The following is a 15,577-nucleotide window of genomic DNA, read 5'->3' as shown; positions in this document are numbered from 1 at the left end:
CAGTGATGATTCCAAAAGTGATTGAGAGTATTCTACCGCGGGTTCTTAAGCCCGCTCGCTACATCGGTGGTGAAGTCAACGCCGTGCGAAAGGACAAGCACTCTGTAGAGGTCAGGGTGGCCTTGGCTTTTCCCGATGTTTACGAAGTGGGTATGTCGCACCTAGGTTTAAAAGTCCTCTACAAGGCTATCAACGACTTGCCCTATGCGGCAGCCGAACGTACCTTTGCTCCCTGGGTAGATATGGCAGCTCTCATGCGTGCCAGCCAGGTGAAACTTTACAGCCTAGAGACATTTTCTCCGCTCGACGAGTTCGATGTGCTGGGGTTTACCCTGCAGTATGAGCTCAGTTACACTAATATTTTGGGGATGCTAGATTTGGCAGGTATCCCTCTCTTGTCAGCCGACCGTAAGGAGCAACACCCCCTCGTCATTGTCGGTGGCCCCTGTGCCTACAACGCCGAGCCTTTGGCAGATTTTGTCGATCTGGTGGTCCTAGGCGAGGGCGAAGAAGTTATAGTTGACATTTTAGAGGTGTTGCGCCAAGGAAAGGCCGCCACGAGGAGCAGAGAGGCGACTCTTAACGCGCTCGCAGAGATCAAAGGCGTCTATGTGCCGAGCTTCTATGAGCCACTGTACGGTGTTGACGAGGCTTTTCGCGGGCTGCGGGCTAAAGAGACATGCCTGCCTACAACCATAGAAAAAAGGGTAGTAGCGGCTTTGGGCATCGAACATATACCAGTGGCGCCGGTGCTCCCCTACCTAGACATCGTGCACGATCGGGTACTGCTGGAGATTTTTCGTGGTTGCGCCAGGGGCTGTCGTTTTTGTCAGGCGGGCATGACTTATCGACCAGTGCGCGAGTTTAACTCCACTGTCTTGGTCGCTGCCGCGCAGCAGGCCATTCTCCACACCGGCTACGAGGAAGTGTCACTCGCCTCGCTTTCCACAATGGACCACAGTAACATCGGGGTTCTCGTTAAAGACTTAGTGGACAAGTTTAGTTGCCAAGGGGTCAATATCTCTCTGCCCTCCTTGCGGGTCGATAGTTTCTCGGTAAGCTTGGCAGCAGATGTCGCTAAAGTGCGCAAGTCCGGCATTACGCTCGCGCCTGAAGCTGGCTCCCAGCGTTTGAGAGATGTTATCAACAAGCAAGTGACCGGTGAGGCTCTCCTTGAAGCCTTACATGGCGCCAAAAACTTAGGCTTTCGTAGCGTCAAACTCTACTTTATGCTGGGGTTGCCGACGGAGACCTATGCCGACCTCGACGAAATGTTAGTGTTAATCTCCCGCGCGGCCCGAATCTTGCCGCTAACCGTCAGCGTCTCGTCCTTTGTCCCGAAGCCTTTTACCCCGTTTCAATGGGAGCCGCAGTGTTCTATGCAGGCCTTAGAAGAGAGGCAGAGCTACTTAAAAGAGCGGCTACGCAAAGATAAAAGGGTGAAGTTTGTCTACCATGAGGCGACCACAAGCTTTCTCGAGGCCGTCTTTAGTAGAGGAGACAGGAGACTAGGCAAAGTCTTGCTTGACGCTTACCGGCGCGGGTGCACATTTGACGCCTGGAGCGAGCACTTCCGCTTCGATTTGTGGATGGAAGCTTTTGCCGAAGTTGGCTTGGACGCGGCCGCCTTCGCCAACCGCGAGCGCTTATTTGCGGAGGTGTTGCCGTGGGAGCATCTTTCTCCAGGGGTTAGCAAGGAGTTTTTGTGGCAGGAGAGAGAGCGGGCACGTCAGGCTGCCCTGACAGGTGACTGTGCTAGTGGGTCTTGTGAAGACTGCGGCGTGTGCCCCGCGCTCCACGTAGGCACTATTACCGAAAGGGGGCGTCGAGAATGAGGCTGTGGCTCAAATTTGCCCGCGCGGACGAACTAGGGTACATCTCTCACCTCGATACCCATCGAGCCTACTACCGTCTTTTTCGGCGCGCCGAACTCCCTCTCGCGCTCAGTCAAGGCTTTAATCCGCATCCCATTATGTCCTTAGCGGCCCCCATGCCCCTAGGGTATCGTAGCCACGCCGACTATGTCGACCTAACCCTAGCGCGCCCTCTAGCACTCGCTGAACTAGAGGATAGGCTGTCGGCCACACCAGGCCATGAGCAGTTTCGCTTCCTAGGGGGCGCTGTGGTTAACGCCAAAGCAAGGCCTTTAGCTGCCGAGGTGGCCTTTACTGAGTACGAGATCGATCTGCCCGAGAGTAGTGCGGTGGAGGAAGCCCTGCGGCAATTTGCCGCCTTAGAGAGTGTCATCTTTAGGAAAGAGACGAAGAAGAATGTTAAGCAGGTGGATGCAAAGCCACTGGTCAGAAAGTCAGAGCTTGTCGGCCACAAGTTGTGCGCCATACTCAGCAATGGGGAGCCAACCGTGCTACGCCCCGATGAATACCTAAGTTTGCTCGGGTCTTTGGTCAATGAAACCTGGGGCTCTGGCCGCGTACTGCGTAAGGAACTATACCTTGGGGGCAACGAACTAGTTACGCCGCTGGAGAGATGGTTAGAAAGGAGGGAGGATCTTGGTTAAAGAGATTATCATCAGTTGCGGCACCCGAGACACTAGGGTCGGGATTTTAGAGAATGGTGAACTAGTTGAGTTCTACATGGAGAGCAATGCCGAACAACGTGTAGTGGGTAATATTTACAAGGGGAAGGTGGCCAATGTCCTGCCTGGCATGCAGGCTGCCTTTGTTAATGTGGGGCTCCCTAAGAATACTTTTCTCTATGTCGATGATGCCTTAGAAAATGTCGAAGGCCTCGATGAAATCCCCGAAAAAATCACGAGCAACTCTTCGATCAAAGATGTGGTCAAGGCAGGCCAGCATGTCATTGTGCAGGTGGCCAAAGATCCCTTCGGCACCAAGGGTGCTAGGGTCACGCGCCATATTTCCTTGCCGGGGCGCTTTGTGGTGCTCATGCCCACAGTCGACTATGTAGGCGTGTCGCGCCGTATATCGGGTGGGGAAGAGCGAGACCGCTTGCGTAAACTGGTGCGAGAGTTTCTCCCCGCGGGCATGGGCGTCATCGTGCGCACCATGGCGGAAGGTTGTGCGGCGGAAGATCTCAAGAAAGATATCGATTTCTTAGACAAGTTGTGGCGACGAATAAAAAATCGCGGCAAAGTAGCCAAAGCGCCAAGTCTCCTGCATAAGGACTTGAGCCTACTTTACCGCATTATTCGCGACAGCTTTGACCATGACGTGCAGCGCTTGTTTGTAGACAGCGCCGAGGAATATGAGCAAATCCTATCTTTAATGGACGATATCGGGCCAGAATTCAAGGACAAAATCTTCTTGTTTCAGCAGGCAGAGCCCATCTTCGAAGCCTTTGGCCTAGAACTTGAATTAGAGAAAATACTGAAGAGCCGTGTCTGGCTTAAATGTGGTGGCTATGTTGTCATAGACCAGACAGAAGCGCTTACTTCTATCGACGTCAATACCGGCAAGTTTGTGGGCAGCACCAATCTAGCCGACACCATACTTAAGGCCAACCTCGAGGCCGCGCGAGAAATCGCCCGTCAGCTGCGGCTAAGAAATATCGGCGGCATTATTATCATTGACTTTATCGACATGGAGAAAGAGGAACACCAGAAGAAGGTGCTCACCACTCTGCAAGAAGCCGTGCAGCGAGACAAGACCAAGACCTCAATTCTTGGGCTCACCCAACTAGGCCTCGTTGAGATGACCAGGCAAAAGGTACGGCAGAGCATCAGCGAACTCTTGCAGAAGAATTGCCCTTGCTGTGACGGTACGGGCCTAATGCTGTCAGAAGAGATAGCCGGTAGTCGCATTGAGGGGGAGCTCAAACGCTTTCTCAAGGCTACCGTCGACCCTGCTGTGTTGATTCAGGTGCATCCCGTTACCGCTGGTAACTTGATAGGCGTCAACGCGGTTAATCTCGAGCGTCTAGAGCGCGAGACCGAAAAACGTATCTTTATTCGGGGTTCGCAGCAGATGAATTCCGATGAGTACAAAATTGCCTTGTCAGGTTCAGTGGAAGAGGTAGAAAGGACCGCTGTTCCCGTGGCCCTAGGCGAGATACATACCTTGCTCATCGATAGCGTGCACAATAACCGACCCGAAGATGGGGTAACGCGGCTTGAGGGCTATGTCATCCAGGTGGAGAACGCTGCCGACCTCGTGGGTAAAAAAGCCACCTTTGAAATCGTCAAGGTACAGCGGACCTATGCTCGCGCCAAGTTGTTTATCGCGCCTAAAAGAGAAGCATAAATAGTTTTACTGGGGCAACTTCTGCACCTCGTCTCCGTGGTACAATTATCCTCGTAGAGTGAATTTGGCCAAAGTTAGGAGTCGAGAAGGGCTTTATTAATGAACGGTCTGAAATTTGCGCAACTAGGGGATGTCATCAAGCGTGGCTTCGATCTGCTCCTAGCCAACCCCGTCATATTTCTCCCCGCGGCTATTTCGGTCTTGGTGCAAGGCTATTTATCTTCGCGCTTGTTAGGGGCTACTTTGGGGCCCGTAGTGTGGCCAGAGCTTATCCTCTATTTTGGCTTAATGATTTTGCTTAGCCTGCTAGGTGCCGTAATTCTTATTAAGATGTCTCGTGATGCCCTAGTCGGCAAGGCGGACTTGGGTGTAGCGATGTCTTTGTCAGCCAGCAAGCTTCTTCCAGTCGCAGGGGCGGGGCTGCTGTACATGGCGGCTATCATAGTAGGTGGTATTTTACTTGTGGTGCCAGGCCTAATTATCGCCGTTAAATTGGTTTTTCTCTTTCACTTGATTGTGCTGGAGGACTACGGTGTCACCGAGGCGTTTTCCGTCGCTTGGAAAATGATTGACGGCAGATGGTGGTGGGTCCTGGCCCTGCTTGTCATAGGGAGTCTCCTGACAGGCTTAGCAAGCACTGCCATAGCATTTCTGCCCACAGGTATGCAGGTGGTCGCTAAACTTACCTACGATCTGTTTTACCAGTCGTTAGGTGTTACTGCGCTGACCTGCGCCTTTGTCTTGCTGCGTGAAATTGACGCACAGTAGACGTCTAAGATTAGCGATTGACCGCGCCAGCCCTGCGTGATAAAATAGGAACTTGTAAGGTTGTCTTATCTGGCGATGGCAACCTGATACCGCTCGTTAAGGGATGAAAGAGCCTTGTGCCCCCGCGAAACGGCGAGTCAAACTAGAGGAGGTGCCAGTATGTTTGCAGTTATCGAAACGGGTGGCAAGCAGTACCGGGTTAAACCAGGCGACATGGTTATGGTCGAGAAACTCGAGACTAATGTCGGTGACATGTATGAGTTCACCGAGGTTCTCGCAGTATCACAAGGGAGTGAAACCGTTTTTGGGACTCCGCTCCTGCCTAACGTCACTGTAGCCGCTAAAGTAATGGAACATGGTAGAGAAAAGAAAATCATTATCTTCCGTTACAAGGCAAAGTCCCGCTACCGTAAAAAGAACGGTCACCGTCAACCCTTCACAAAATTAGTCATCGAATCTATTACCGTTAACTAGGGGAGGTGCAGTAAATGGCACATAAGAAAGGCGTAGGTAGTTCTAGAAATGGTCGCGACAGTCATTCGCAGCGACTTGGGGTGAAGCGTCAAGATGGACAAAGCGTCAATGCCGGAACAATTCTTGTTCGCCAACGTGGCACCAAGGTACATCCTGGTTTTAACGTAGGTATTGGCAGCGACGACACCTTATTCGCCCTTGTTACTGGTAAGGTTGCCTTCGAACGCTTAGATAAAGACCGCAAAAAGGTCAGTGTCTACGCCATCGAAGCTAATTAATGTTGACCGAGAAGAACCCGGAGAGCCGGGTTTTTTTCTTAGGCGAGGAGAAGTCCGTGGCCGCACATCTGTTTCCCGATGTGGCCATTCGCTTTGCCCGCTTTCGCCACGATTTACAAAATGACCTGCAGTTAGTTTATGGTTTTTTGCAGTTACAAAAACCAACTTCAGATATACTACTAAAATTAGACAAGATTACAGATCGCGTGCGCACCGCCAGTCTCGTTTTTAACCTCGAGAGTCCTACGCTCAGCTGCGCCGTATTCGATATATGGAGTTTAGCAGAAAGCAGTGGCCTAAAACTCCGTTTTCAGGCCACTGGCGATTGGAAATATTTTGGTGAGAAGTGGCCTGCCTGCGAGCTAAGTCTGGCCACTCTTTGGGCACACTATCAAGGGCTGGCAACAGACTTAGGAGTTGCCGAAGTTGCGCTCGAGCTCTCAGTGCAGAGCGGCAACTGGCACATGAAGTTTAGCGGCGCAGGGACCGAGCTTCTGGCCTGTTTTGTGGCCGGACATGGAGAGGTGGCAGTCGATGTTTATTGATAGAGTTCGCATAACCGTCAAGTCCGGTAACGGAGGAAACGGGGCCTCGCAGTTTCGCCGCGAGAAATACGTTCCTGAGGGGGGTCCCTCCGGTGGCGATGGCGGAAGGGGCGGCGATGTCTACTTAGTGGCTGATCCTAACTCGCATACTTTGATGGATTATCGCTACAAGAAGAACTACCGCGCCGAGGACGGCCTGCAGGGCGGCAGACAAAATCGCCATGGTCGGGCGGGTGAAGCTGTTACGCTGCGCGTGCCCCCTGGCACGGTTGTCTACGACCAAGAAACCAATATTGTTCTCGCTGACCTAGCCACGCCCGGGGAACAGGTGCTTTTGTTTGCTGGCGGTAGGGGAGGGCGAGGTAATGCCCGCTTTGCCACCTCCGTGCATCAAGCACCCACCTATGCCGAAAAAGGGGAGCCGGGCAAAGAGAGAGAGATTAGGCTCGAACTAAAGAGCATCGCGGACGTCGGGTTAGTCGGCTTCCCTAATGCCGGCAAATCTACCTTACTTTCAGTAGTTTCGCAAGCTCGCCCCAAAATTGCCGACTATCCTTTTACCACCCTTGAGCCGCATCTCGGGGTAGTGGCCATAGGTGGCAAGAGCTTTATTATGGCCGATATTCCCGGTCTTATTGAGGGAGCACACACCGGGCAGGGGCTCGGGCACGAGTTCTTGCGGCATATCGAGAGAACTCGCGTCCTCATTCACGTGGTGGATGGTGCCGGCACCGAGGGGAGAGACCCCATCGAAGACATTATCACTATCAACCGAGAGCTGGCTAGTTACTCTCCTCTCTTGGCGACTCGCCCACAGGTCGTCGCTCTTAACAAAGTAGATGCCATTGTCGATGCCGAAGCACTAGAAGTGCTGATGGAAAGGGTGAGGGGGCTCTCGCTCGAAGTTTTTCCTATTTCGGCAGTAATCGGCGAAGGAGTTCCGCCTTTACTTTACCGGGTACTGGAACTTGTCGAGGCTACCCCCGCTCCTCTCATACATCAAGTAGGCACCTTGCCCGAGGCTGCCCCCGAAGAGCCACTCACTGTCAGCCAAGAGGAAGGCGTGTTTGTGGTCAGGGGTACACAAGTCGAACGGTTAGTAGCACGTTGCGACCTCGACAACGAGGAGTCAGTAGTGCGTCTGCAAAGGTCATTGCGTCTGCTCAAGGTATTTGACAAGCTGCGGCAAGCCGGCATTAGTGAAGGCGCAGCGGTACGCATTGGAGCAGCAGAGTTCAATTTTTATGACGATGAGCCCATGTAGGGGGTGGTTGCTATGCGCATAGGAATTATGGGGGGTACTTTTGACCCCATCCACCTAGGTCATCTCGTTACTGCGGAAGCCGCGAGACATCAGTTTTCTTTAGAGCAGGTACTTTTTGTCCCCTCAGGGCAGCCACCGCATAAATTAGGCCGACAGGTGACGGGGGCAGAACACCGTTACCTGATGACTTTCTTGGCCATTGCCAGTAATCCAGATTTTCAAATTGCGCGGCTTGAAATCGACCGACCAGGTCATTCCTATACCTTTGATACCGTGATGCAGCTTGCGGCGGAGTATGGTAGCGCTGCCGAGCTCTACTTTATAACGGGTGCCGATGTGATGCGCGACATACTCACTTGGCATCGCGCCGGAGAGTTACTCAAGTCTTGTCACTTTGTGGCCGCTAGCCGGCCCGGTTTCACGCTCGAAAATTACATGGCTAAAGAGGACTTAGCGCGCTTTCGCGATCAGGGCAATATACACTTCATCTCAGTGCCTGCCATGGCGATTTCTTCTACTGATGTGCGTCGCCGCGTGGCCAGCGGGGAATCTATTCGTTACTTAGTCCCTGACGCAGTAGAGAACTATATCTATAAAAATAGGCTATATATACCAGAGAACCACGCTACGTGCTCTGATCCTTTCATGATAAGATAAGCATAAGTGGACATTTAGGACCTGCATTCCCGTTGACACCTAACGAGGAAGTGAGGGCACGGTGACAATCATTCGGCAGATGCCTTCTATCGTCTCCTACCCTTCACCATGGAGAGGGATCCTTATCCAACCACAGAGGTCGCTTATAACAACAAGAGAAAAACACGGAGTGCGACAATACAACCAGACCATGCAACCATAAGTGTACCTCGTTATGCGTTGGTGGGAATGCAGGTTAGGAGGCAGATTTTTTATGCACAAGGTGTTGCGATATGTAAGCGCCGCACTGGGGCTTTTGGTATGCGGCATGGTAGGCGCAACCGTTGTTTTGTTTAATAGCCTAGGCGCGAGTCCTCCGGGAGACGGGCCTGTGGTGCTTACTCCCCCCATGATCAACGAGCGCGTCAACATTCTAGTTCTCGGCGCTGATAGAGGCCTCCTACCAGGGGGTACGCAGGGGGCACTAAGGACTGATACCATTATCGTGGCTAGTTTTGACCCTGCCACCTCAGCGGTTAATGTCCTTTCCATTCCGCGTGATAGCAGGGTAAGGATTCCTGGCCGAACGCGACTCGACAAAATCAACCATGCCCATGCCTACGGGGGCATAATGCTGGCTGTCGATACTGTAGAGCAGTTGCTCGACCTACCTATTCACTACTATGTGCGCGTAGAAACCAATGCTTTCAGTCGTGTGATTGACGCCATTGGTGGCGTGGACTATTTTGTGGAAAAAGATATGTACTACCACGACCCGTATCAGGACTTACTCATCAACCTTAAAAAAGGGCAGCAAGTTCTCGACGGCGATAAAGCCATGCAGTATGTCCGCTACCGGGGTTGGGATGGGGATATTGGGCGCATTGCACGCCAGCAGTCATTCCTTCTCGCCATGACGAGAACATTTATTCGTCCGGTTAACTTGCTGCGGGTCAATGAGATTGTGCAAATAGCCCTAAGCAGTGTGCGCACCAATATCGATGGTGCTACTGTACTCCGGCATTTGCCGCATTTAGATAAAGTGGCAGCGGACAAAGTCGCGATGTGGACGATGCCCGGCAACGAGGGCTGGATAAATGGCGCTAGTTACTGGCTCATCGATGATGCTGCTCTCGATGCTCTCCTCGGGGAGCGCTTCTGGCAAAACACGCGCGAAGAGACGAGTGCAGTTACCGTCATGATACGCGATGCTACGGGCAATTCCTCTGGGCAGCCCGTGGCGCGAGCTCTCAGGCGGAGAGGCTTTAATGTCATCGCCATCGAAACATCTACTGAAACAGTAGAAAAGACACAGATAACGGCACACCAACGTAAAGATGCCGCGGGGCAGATGGTTTTTCGTGCGCTCGGACGGGGTCTCTTGGTCAGCGAGGCAGGGCCCCACAGTTCCGACGTCACGATTGTCCTCGGAAAAGACTTTATCAGAGAGGAGTGACCGGGTATTAATGGACTTGACCTAGCACGGCGAGTGGCTGCCCTCTCCCTAGATAAAAAGGGACTGCGGCCGACTATACTTGATCTCCGAGAGTTATCTGTGGTCGCAGATTTTTTCGTCATAGTTAGCGGCAACTCAAGCACGCAGACCTTTGCGATTCTAGAGCATGTACAGCGTGAATTGGCTAAAGTGAGTATTTTACCTACTGGAGTAGAGAGCGACCCTGATGGCAAGTGGATTTTGCTAGACTTGGTGACCGTGGTCGTGCATGTATTTACGGAAGACTCGCGTGATTTCTACAGCCTCGAGCGACTGTGGGGCGAAGCCAAGAGCGTTTCCCTATGACCACCGCCTATACTTCTTTGGCCCTTGTTTATGATGACTGGATGAATCACCTCGACTATGCGGCGTGGTGGCACTACTTGCGTGCCACTTTTGCCATTTCAGAAGGCCAGTCGATACTTGAGATTGGCTGCGGCACAGGGAATCTCACCTTAGAGATGGTCAAGGGTGGACACCGCATCACGGCCTCTGATCTGTCGTCCGAAATGCTTACCCAAGCAGAGCAGAAATTGCGTGGTAACACGGCGGTCAGCTTCATGCTGCTCGACATGCGCCAACTGCCCGCCACACTAGGCCCTTTTGACCTCATCATCGCTGCCTGTGATGCCGTAAATTACTTGCGCAACGAGAAAGAGCTCCGCACATTTCTCTCTGGTGCTTGCTCCCTCCTTAAGCCAGGGGGATTGCTCTTGTTTGATGTCCATGGCCCAGCCAGATTGGCCGGGTTTTTGGCGCGCCCAGAATACAACCGCATCGGCGAAAAAAGCTGCTATTTTTGGCAAGTCAGAGTGAACGACACCCTTATTACCCACCGCCTGACGGGGTTCATAAAGAGTAGCTCCACCGCATGGACACGCTTTGACGAAGTCCATCGCCAGACCTACTTCGTGCCAGCAGAGCTAGAGCAGCTAGTCCAAAGCGTGGGCTTCACCCACACCGTGTCCTATGACTTTCTTACCACCAACCCACCACACCCTGGCAGCACCCGTGTCCAGCTCGCCGCCCGGAAGTGATTCACCTGACGCGCCAGGGACGGTTCTCCGTGATTCAGCTGACGCGCCAGGGACGGTTCTCCGTGATTCAGCCAGCCCAGACTCCCCACCACAGGTTCGCGCCAGCCTAGAAAATAGACCGGTCCCTTGGCCCTTTCCCCGCAGGATGACGTCGCAAGACGGGAGTGAAAAGATGCGCCTCGATTATTTTCTCGCCCACCTCAGTCGAACCGAGTACAAACTTAATGAAGCCCAACATAAAGCAGTCATGCACCGCGATGGCCCACTTGTAGTTGTGGCTGGCCCAGGCAGCGGCAAGACTAGGGTGGTAACTGCCCGCGTAGGCGCATTGCTGGCCAGTGGGATAAATCCCTCTTGTATCACCGTTACTACCTTTACGAAGGCCGCTGCGACAGAAATGAAAAGACGTCTTGTTGAACTACTGCCTGGTGACGAGCGATTGGTGGCAAAACTCAACATTGGCACTTTCCACGGCCAGTTCTTTGGCCTATTGAGGAAAAATGGTTTTAGTGGAAACGTGGCGCAAGACAAGCAAAAGCGGGATTGGATTTCTGCCGCGCTGCGCCAGCTTGGGGAAGAGGTAAAGGATGATTTGTTGCAGAGCCTGCAGCAGGAGATAAGTTGGCATAAGAACAACCTATTGCTGCGAAAAGACGTGGCCCCTACTAATCAGCTACTACTTTCGGTATGGACTGCTTATGAAGAGGCAAAACAGGCGGCGTCCGTCCTAGACTTTGACGACATGCTTTGTGAGACATATAAATTGCTTAAGGATGATCCGCGCTCCTTGCGAGAGATGCAGCAGGCGGCCGAGTATATATTGGTAGATGAGTTTCAAGATACAAACAAGGCCCAATTTGAGATATTGAAATTAATTGCAGCCCCAAGTAGCAATATCTGTGTAGTGGGCGATACAGACCAAGCCATCTACGGCTGGCGTGCGGCACGTCCAGAATTTTTACTAGACTTTGGCAAGTCTTTCCCACGTGCAGAGCGCATAGACCTCATGCAAAATTACAGGTCTTCCGCAGCAATTATCTCGCTCGCAAATCGTGTGATTGCGCATAATTCCGTGCGCTATGCGACTCTTGGCGAGCCGGTACGAACAGAGGGCGTGGCTCCGTCATTCCTGACACCTAGCAATGAGCGGGCTGAGGCCAAAAGCGTTTTGACCATGGTTAAGAAGCAAAGAGATGCCGGCATACCCCTTGAAGAGATGGCGGTGCTCTACCGTGTCAATCGCTATAATCACCACTTGGTGAACATGTTAGTCGACGAAGGCATCTCTTTCGTCGTCAGGGACAAGGAGCGCTTTTTTGAAGAACACTGGGTGATTCGTGAGATTGTGGCTTTCTTTAAGCTTTCTCTTGATCCGACTAGAGTAGAGAGCTTCTTGGCCATCGGCCGACGCCAGCTCAACTTAGGCGAGGATCACAGTAGTGAGCTAAAGCGCCTTGTTCGTCAGGGTACTCCCCTTTGGGAGGCCGCTCGAATGTTTGTGTCCCAAGAGAAGCTCTCCAAGTTATGGGCGAATTTGCATAAAGCTAGCAAGCAAGCGCCCTTAGAGGCAGTACGAATTTATACCGAAGATATGGGTTACAGACAGTATTTGCGTTGGTACGCAGAGCGTCGTGGTCTTCCTGAGCTCGAGTATGTTAATTTGTGCGATGAACTGCAGCAGGAAGTAGAAGGTTTCCGCGATATAGGACGATACCTAGAGCACCTAGCCAAGCTTGAACAAACCATGGCAGAGTCAAGAAGGGAACATGCGGTTCCTGGCGCTATTAATCTCATGACCATACATGCCGCCAAGGGACTTGAGTTTGTAGCCGTGTGGATCATTGGCGCTATTGACGGTTTGTTGCCGCATGCTCTCTCCGCTTCAGGTGCAGGGCTAGAGGAAGAGCGCAGGCTGTTCTATGTAGCCTGTACTCGTGCAAAAGACAGACTGACCGTTCTAGCACCGACGAAGTACCGCGGTAAGAATGCAACTACTTCATGTTTTGTAGCAGAAGGCTTTGAGTCAAGCGCTAAAGCCAGTTCGCCCATCCCCCGTGTTCAGATGATGGTGCACCATAGTACGCGTGGCGCCGGTAGGATAGTGGAGTTCAGTACTGAAACCAATGGAGACTCTGTAGTGCACATTGTGGCCATCGACTTTGCCTGCGGCCGAAGTAAGATGCATTGGCAAATTGGCTTAAATTTAGGGGTATTGAAGATTGTCGATAATTAGCAAGATGAGGCGTGGACGGTGCCTTCTTCGGTCAGTTGACAAGGTAAATGCCACTTTGTCAAACTAAGTGCAATGGGAGTGCATTTAGTTGTTCCAGGGAGCGGCAATATCGAGGCGGGGCGACGCAAAAAAGGCATGTTAACATGAAAATTGGGCATAAAATGGGTGCGAGGCATCGAGGGTGGCAAAAGTCGAGTTTTTCGGACTGAGTAAATGCCACCCCTCCCGCGGTGTTGTTATAGCCTTGCGTCACTAGCAGCCTAGATGTTTTGGGTTACCGTTTTAGCAGGGTTGGGCGCAAAAGAATTTCGTTCGGTGGAATGGACGATACACCCAACCGGTCAAGAATAGCTTGACCGTAGAAGAAGCTAAACGATTCGTAGGGTGACTTAGGTAATTTCAATGAACACTGAAATTACCTTATCGTTTAGCTTTTCCCTGCTATACGAGTTGATGTGACTCATCATCTGGTCGATATCGGATTGAGTTAACTCATCAAAGCTACTGCCTTTAGGAAGAATACGGCGGATGAACTCATGGTTATTTTCAATGGCAGGTTTTTGGTAGGGTGAGGATGGGTCACAGTAGAAGATCGAAGTGATGCGGGTGCCATCCTCCGCCGTTTCCAGAGACAAAGGGTTGGAAAACTCCGAGCCATTGTCCGTGAGGATCACGGGGAAAAGTCTCTGGAAAGACTCTTTACCCAGAATCGCGAGCAGTCTTCGAAAAACATCAATGACAGACTGCGACGTATTGCGACTTCGCAGAAAAGCAAGCATCAGTCCGCAGTTTCTGAAATGGATGGTGAGGAGAACGCTGCCGCCCTTTTTCCCCTCGACGGTGTCGATTTCAACGACAGCGGTATCTGGGTTGCGCTCTAGAAACGCATGGAAGTCTTCGTACGAGCGCTCATGTCTACACTGCCTGTCCACTTTATGTTGGAGCGGCTTGGACTTGCGCGGCTTAAGTCGGCATACCCTAGGCAGGTCAATGTTGCGGGCCGACAAGAGGCTGCTGTTGATATAGCGGTAGATAGTCTTTCCACTGCAGGTGAATTCATCGGGGTTATTGATTAAAATGTGATAAACGGACTGCCCTTTTTTGATCAAGGGGCTGATGAATTGATCCATGCGGTAGAGCTCTTCTTCCGAAATGTTTGCCCCAGCTCGGGAATCGACCAGCTTCGCTGCATAGGCGGTTTGGGCATGCCTGTGCAGGTAATACCGCTTTTTGAGAGTGCACTTGGGCTCACTTTCGCAGCCATTGCATACATAAGGCGGTAAGGCTAAGCGCTGACAATGCTCTTCGTCGAACTCTGGGCAAACAAGGTTGCACAGGGAGCAGGTGCTACATCGCTGCTTCTTGCAATTTGGTTTGTCCTCGCAGAGGTAGTACTTTGAGCAGTTTCTTCTATGGAGACAGCGATTGGCGATACGGCCAGGAGCGGACTTGTTGCTTTGGACTGCGTGTTGTTTAATTTCTCTCGCGATAGTCGAGGGACTTTTCCCAAGGACACGGGCTATGGATTTGATGGACCTCCTTCCCCGGAGTAGATGCTCTAATTGACTACGGTCTTCGTTCGTTAAGTGTTTATGTTTAGCCAACGTGCTCACCGCCTCACGGCTGCTAGTGACGGCAAGATAATTGTCACAAAGCAGAGACTAGAGCGCAAGAGGGAGTATTGTTAAACTAAACGCACCCCCCTACCCCCCCCATGGGGGGGGTAGGGGGTCCACCCCACAGTTACCAACTAAACGCAACCTACGGATTGTCATACTTACTGCAACCACTTGCCAATGCCCTAGGTGCATTTACTTTGTCAATTAGCTCCCTTAGGTAAGATTATAGATGAGTTAATGCGGCTTGTTGACATGATAACTTCGGTCGCGTATAATTACGAGCGTAGCCAAAAAACGACCGGACGGTCGGCGGAGAAGTTCCGTAATAATCGTTTGGGGCATTAGCTCAGCTGGGAGAGCGCTTGACTGGCAGTCAAGAGGTCAACGGTTCGATCCCGTTATGCTCCACCAAAATAACTAGTAACGCCAAGGGTCTTGAGCCCTTGGCGTTTTTGTGTCTTCTTCTATTTTGCCCTCAGATCGCAAAAGTTCTAACATTAGGTTGGAGTTTTAGAGAATCAATAATAGCAGTGTCTGCAAGGTCAATGGTCAGGCGGATCGCTTAGAGTCTTAAGCAGCCTAGTTGTTACTGCTGACCCATAATGCAGAGCGGAAGACGGTGTAAGCTGACCGGGAGCTACCGTAAAGCTTGGTCGGAGTCACATTTAGACAGCAACGGTGGGGAAGTTACGCGCAATGAGCGTCCACGAACTTGCGTTAGCAGATGAATCGCAAAGCCATCGAAAGTGCATCGGCTGGTATCGGCTCAGTCAGTTTGAAAGTTGAAGAAGTGACATGGGGCGGTAACAACTCGCTTCCCGAGCATAGAATCGCCTCTTTAATGCTAGAGCAATAAAGGGCTTCCGGATGGAGGGCCGTACGCAGAATCAAATATAACTGCTTGCCTGACGTGTAAACATATCGTAATAGAGTCCGCCTAAGGCCATCAGTTCGGCGTGCGTGCCTTGCTCCACAATCCTGCCACTGTTGAGAACGGCAATGCGATCT

The 15,577-nt window shown here is 51.9% G+C and carries 13 protein-coding genes, 1 tRNA gene and 1 pseudogene; 14 read left to right on the top strand and 1 reads right to left on the bottom strand.

The window, feature by feature from the left end:
- Positions 1–5 precede the first annotated feature (5 nt).
- From KGZ92_06390 to KGZ92_06330, 13 genes are all read left to right on the top strand, one after another.
- Positions 6–1,835 carry a TIGR03960 family B12-binding radical SAM protein gene (locus KGZ92_06390; GenBank protein MBS3888911.1) on the top strand — a complete coding sequence of 610 codons (1,830 nt, stop codon included), beginning with the start codon at positions 6–8 and terminating at the stop codon, positions 1,833–1,835.
- The gene (locus KGZ92_06385; protein ID MBS3888910.1) at positions 1,832–2,518 is read left to right on the top strand and encodes a TIGR03936 family radical SAM-associated protein; all 687 of its coding nucleotides are present in this window, start codon (positions 1,832–1,834) and stop codon (positions 2,516–2,518) included. Before KGZ92_06390 ends, KGZ92_06385 begins: the two co-directional genes overlap by 4 nt.
- Positions 2,511–4,220: an Rne/Rng family ribonuclease gene (locus tag KGZ92_06380; protein ID MBS3888909.1), complete on the top strand. Its 1,710-nt coding sequence runs from the start codon at positions 2,511–2,513 to the stop codon at positions 4,218–4,220. The genes KGZ92_06385 and KGZ92_06380 overlap by 8 nt, the downstream gene beginning before the upstream one ends.
- A gap of 99 nt (positions 4,221–4,319) precedes the next feature.
- Positions 4,320–4,988, top strand: coding sequence for a glycerophosphoryl diester phosphodiesterase membrane domain-containing protein (locus KGZ92_06375; GenBank protein MBS3888908.1), 669 nt, complete (start codon positions 4,320–4,322; stop codon positions 4,986–4,988).
- A 159-nt stretch (positions 4,989–5,147) separates the two neighbouring features.
- Complete coding sequence (gene rplU / locus KGZ92_06370) at positions 5,148–5,462, top strand: 50S ribosomal protein L21 (protein ID MBS3888907.1); 315 nt, start codon at positions 5,148–5,150, stop codon at positions 5,460–5,462.
- 14 nt (positions 5,463–5,476) lie between these two features.
- Positions 5,477–5,740 carry a 50S ribosomal protein L27 gene (gene rpmA, locus KGZ92_06365; protein ID MBS3888906.1) on the top strand — a complete coding sequence of 88 codons (264 nt, stop codon included), beginning with the start codon at positions 5,477–5,479 and terminating at the stop codon, positions 5,738–5,740.
- A complete protein-coding gene (locus KGZ92_06360) occupies positions 5,740–6,285 on the top strand; it encodes a hypothetical protein (GenBank protein ID MBS3888905.1) in 546 nt (181 codons plus the stop codon). Before rpmA ends, KGZ92_06360 begins: the two co-directional genes overlap by 1 nt.
- Entirely contained in the window at positions 6,275–7,549 is a 1,275-nt protein-coding gene (obgE, locus tag KGZ92_06355) for a GTPase ObgE (GenBank protein MBS3888904.1), read from the top strand. The genes KGZ92_06360 and obgE overlap by 11 nt, the downstream gene beginning before the upstream one ends.
- A 12-nt stretch (positions 7,550–7,561) precedes the next feature.
- Positions 7,562–8,206 carry a nicotinate-nucleotide adenylyltransferase gene (gene nadD / locus KGZ92_06350; GenBank protein ID MBS3888903.1) on the top strand — a complete coding sequence of 215 codons (645 nt, stop codon included), beginning with the start codon at positions 7,562–7,564 and terminating at the stop codon, positions 8,204–8,206.
- Positions 8,207–8,459: 253 nt separating this feature from the next.
- Complete coding sequence (locus tag KGZ92_06345) at positions 8,460–9,641, top strand: LCP family protein (GenBank protein ID MBS3888902.1); 1,182 nt, start codon at positions 8,460–8,462, stop codon at positions 9,639–9,641.
- A 33-nt stretch (positions 9,642–9,674) separates the two neighbouring features.
- On the top strand, positions 9,675–9,986 hold the full coding sequence (gene rsfS / locus KGZ92_06340) for a ribosome silencing factor (protein ID MBS3888901.1): 312 nt from the start codon (positions 9,675–9,677) through the stop codon (positions 9,984–9,986).
- Positions 9,983–10,717, top strand: coding sequence for a class I SAM-dependent methyltransferase (locus KGZ92_06335; protein MBS3888900.1), 735 nt, complete (start codon positions 9,983–9,985; stop codon positions 10,715–10,717). Before rsfS ends, KGZ92_06335 begins: the two co-directional genes overlap by 4 nt.
- A gap of 172 nt (positions 10,718–10,889) precedes the next feature.
- A complete protein-coding gene (locus tag KGZ92_06330; GenBank protein MBS3888899.1) occupies positions 10,890–12,950 on the top strand; it encodes an ATP-dependent helicase in 2,061 nt (686 codons plus the stop codon).
- 274 nt (positions 12,951–13,224) lie between these two features.
- Here KGZ92_06330 and KGZ92_06325 read toward each other — a convergent pair.
- Positions 13,225–14,554 (bottom strand): annotated as a pseudogene (locus KGZ92_06325) (IS30 family transposase).
- 350 nt (positions 14,555–14,904) lie between these two features.
- On the opposite strand from KGZ92_06325, the gene KGZ92_06320 reads away from it, so the two are divergent.
- Positions 14,905–14,980, top strand: a tRNA-Ala gene (locus tag KGZ92_06320).
- Positions 14,981–15,577 lie beyond the last annotated feature (597 nt).

This window comes from Bacillota bacterium (genome assembly GCA_018333655.1).
In the GTDB taxonomy this organism is placed as follows: Bacteria; Bacillota; UBA994; order UBA994; family UBA994; genus BS524.
Note: the sequence above shows the minus strand (reverse complement) of the source record. Positions and strands in the feature narration are given on the sequence as shown.

Bases quoted from the DNA above. Each gene is read 5' to 3' on its own strand.
- KGZ92_06375 (MBS3888908.1), top strand. From the start codon at position 4,320: ATGAACGGTCTGAAATTTGCGCAACTAGGGGATGTCATCAAGCGTGGC.
- KGZ92_06335 (MBS3888900.1), top strand. From the start codon at position 9,983: ATGACCACCGCCTATACTTCTTTGGCCCTTGTTTATGATGACTGGATG.
- nadD (MBS3888903.1), top strand. From the start codon at position 7,562: ATGCGCATAGGAATTATGGGGGGTACTTTTGACCCCATCCACCTAGGT.
- KGZ92_06330 (MBS3888899.1), top strand. From the start codon at position 10,890: ATGCGCCTCGATTATTTTCTCGCCCACCTCAGTCGAACCGAGTACAAA.
- KGZ92_06390 (MBS3888911.1), top strand. From the start codon at position 6: ATGATTCCAAAAGTGATTGAGAGTATTCTACCGCGGGTTCTTAAGCCC.
- rpmA (MBS3888906.1), top strand. From the start codon at position 5,477: ATGGCACATAAGAAAGGCGTAGGTAGTTCTAGAAATGGTCGCGACAGT.
- KGZ92_06385 (MBS3888910.1), top strand. From the start codon at position 1,832: ATGAGGCTGTGGCTCAAATTTGCCCGCGCGGACGAACTAGGGTACATC.
- KGZ92_06345 (MBS3888902.1), top strand. From the start codon at position 8,460: ATGCACAAGGTGTTGCGATATGTAAGCGCCGCACTGGGGCTTTTGGTA.
- KGZ92_06360 (MBS3888905.1), top strand. From the start codon at position 5,740: ATGTTGACCGAGAAGAACCCGGAGAGCCGGGTTTTTTTCTTAGGCGAG.
- obgE (MBS3888904.1), top strand. From the start codon at position 6,275: ATGTTTATTGATAGAGTTCGCATAACCGTCAAGTCCGGTAACGGAGGA.
- rplU (MBS3888907.1), top strand. From the start codon at position 5,148: ATGTTTGCAGTTATCGAAACGGGTGGCAAGCAGTACCGGGTTAAACCA.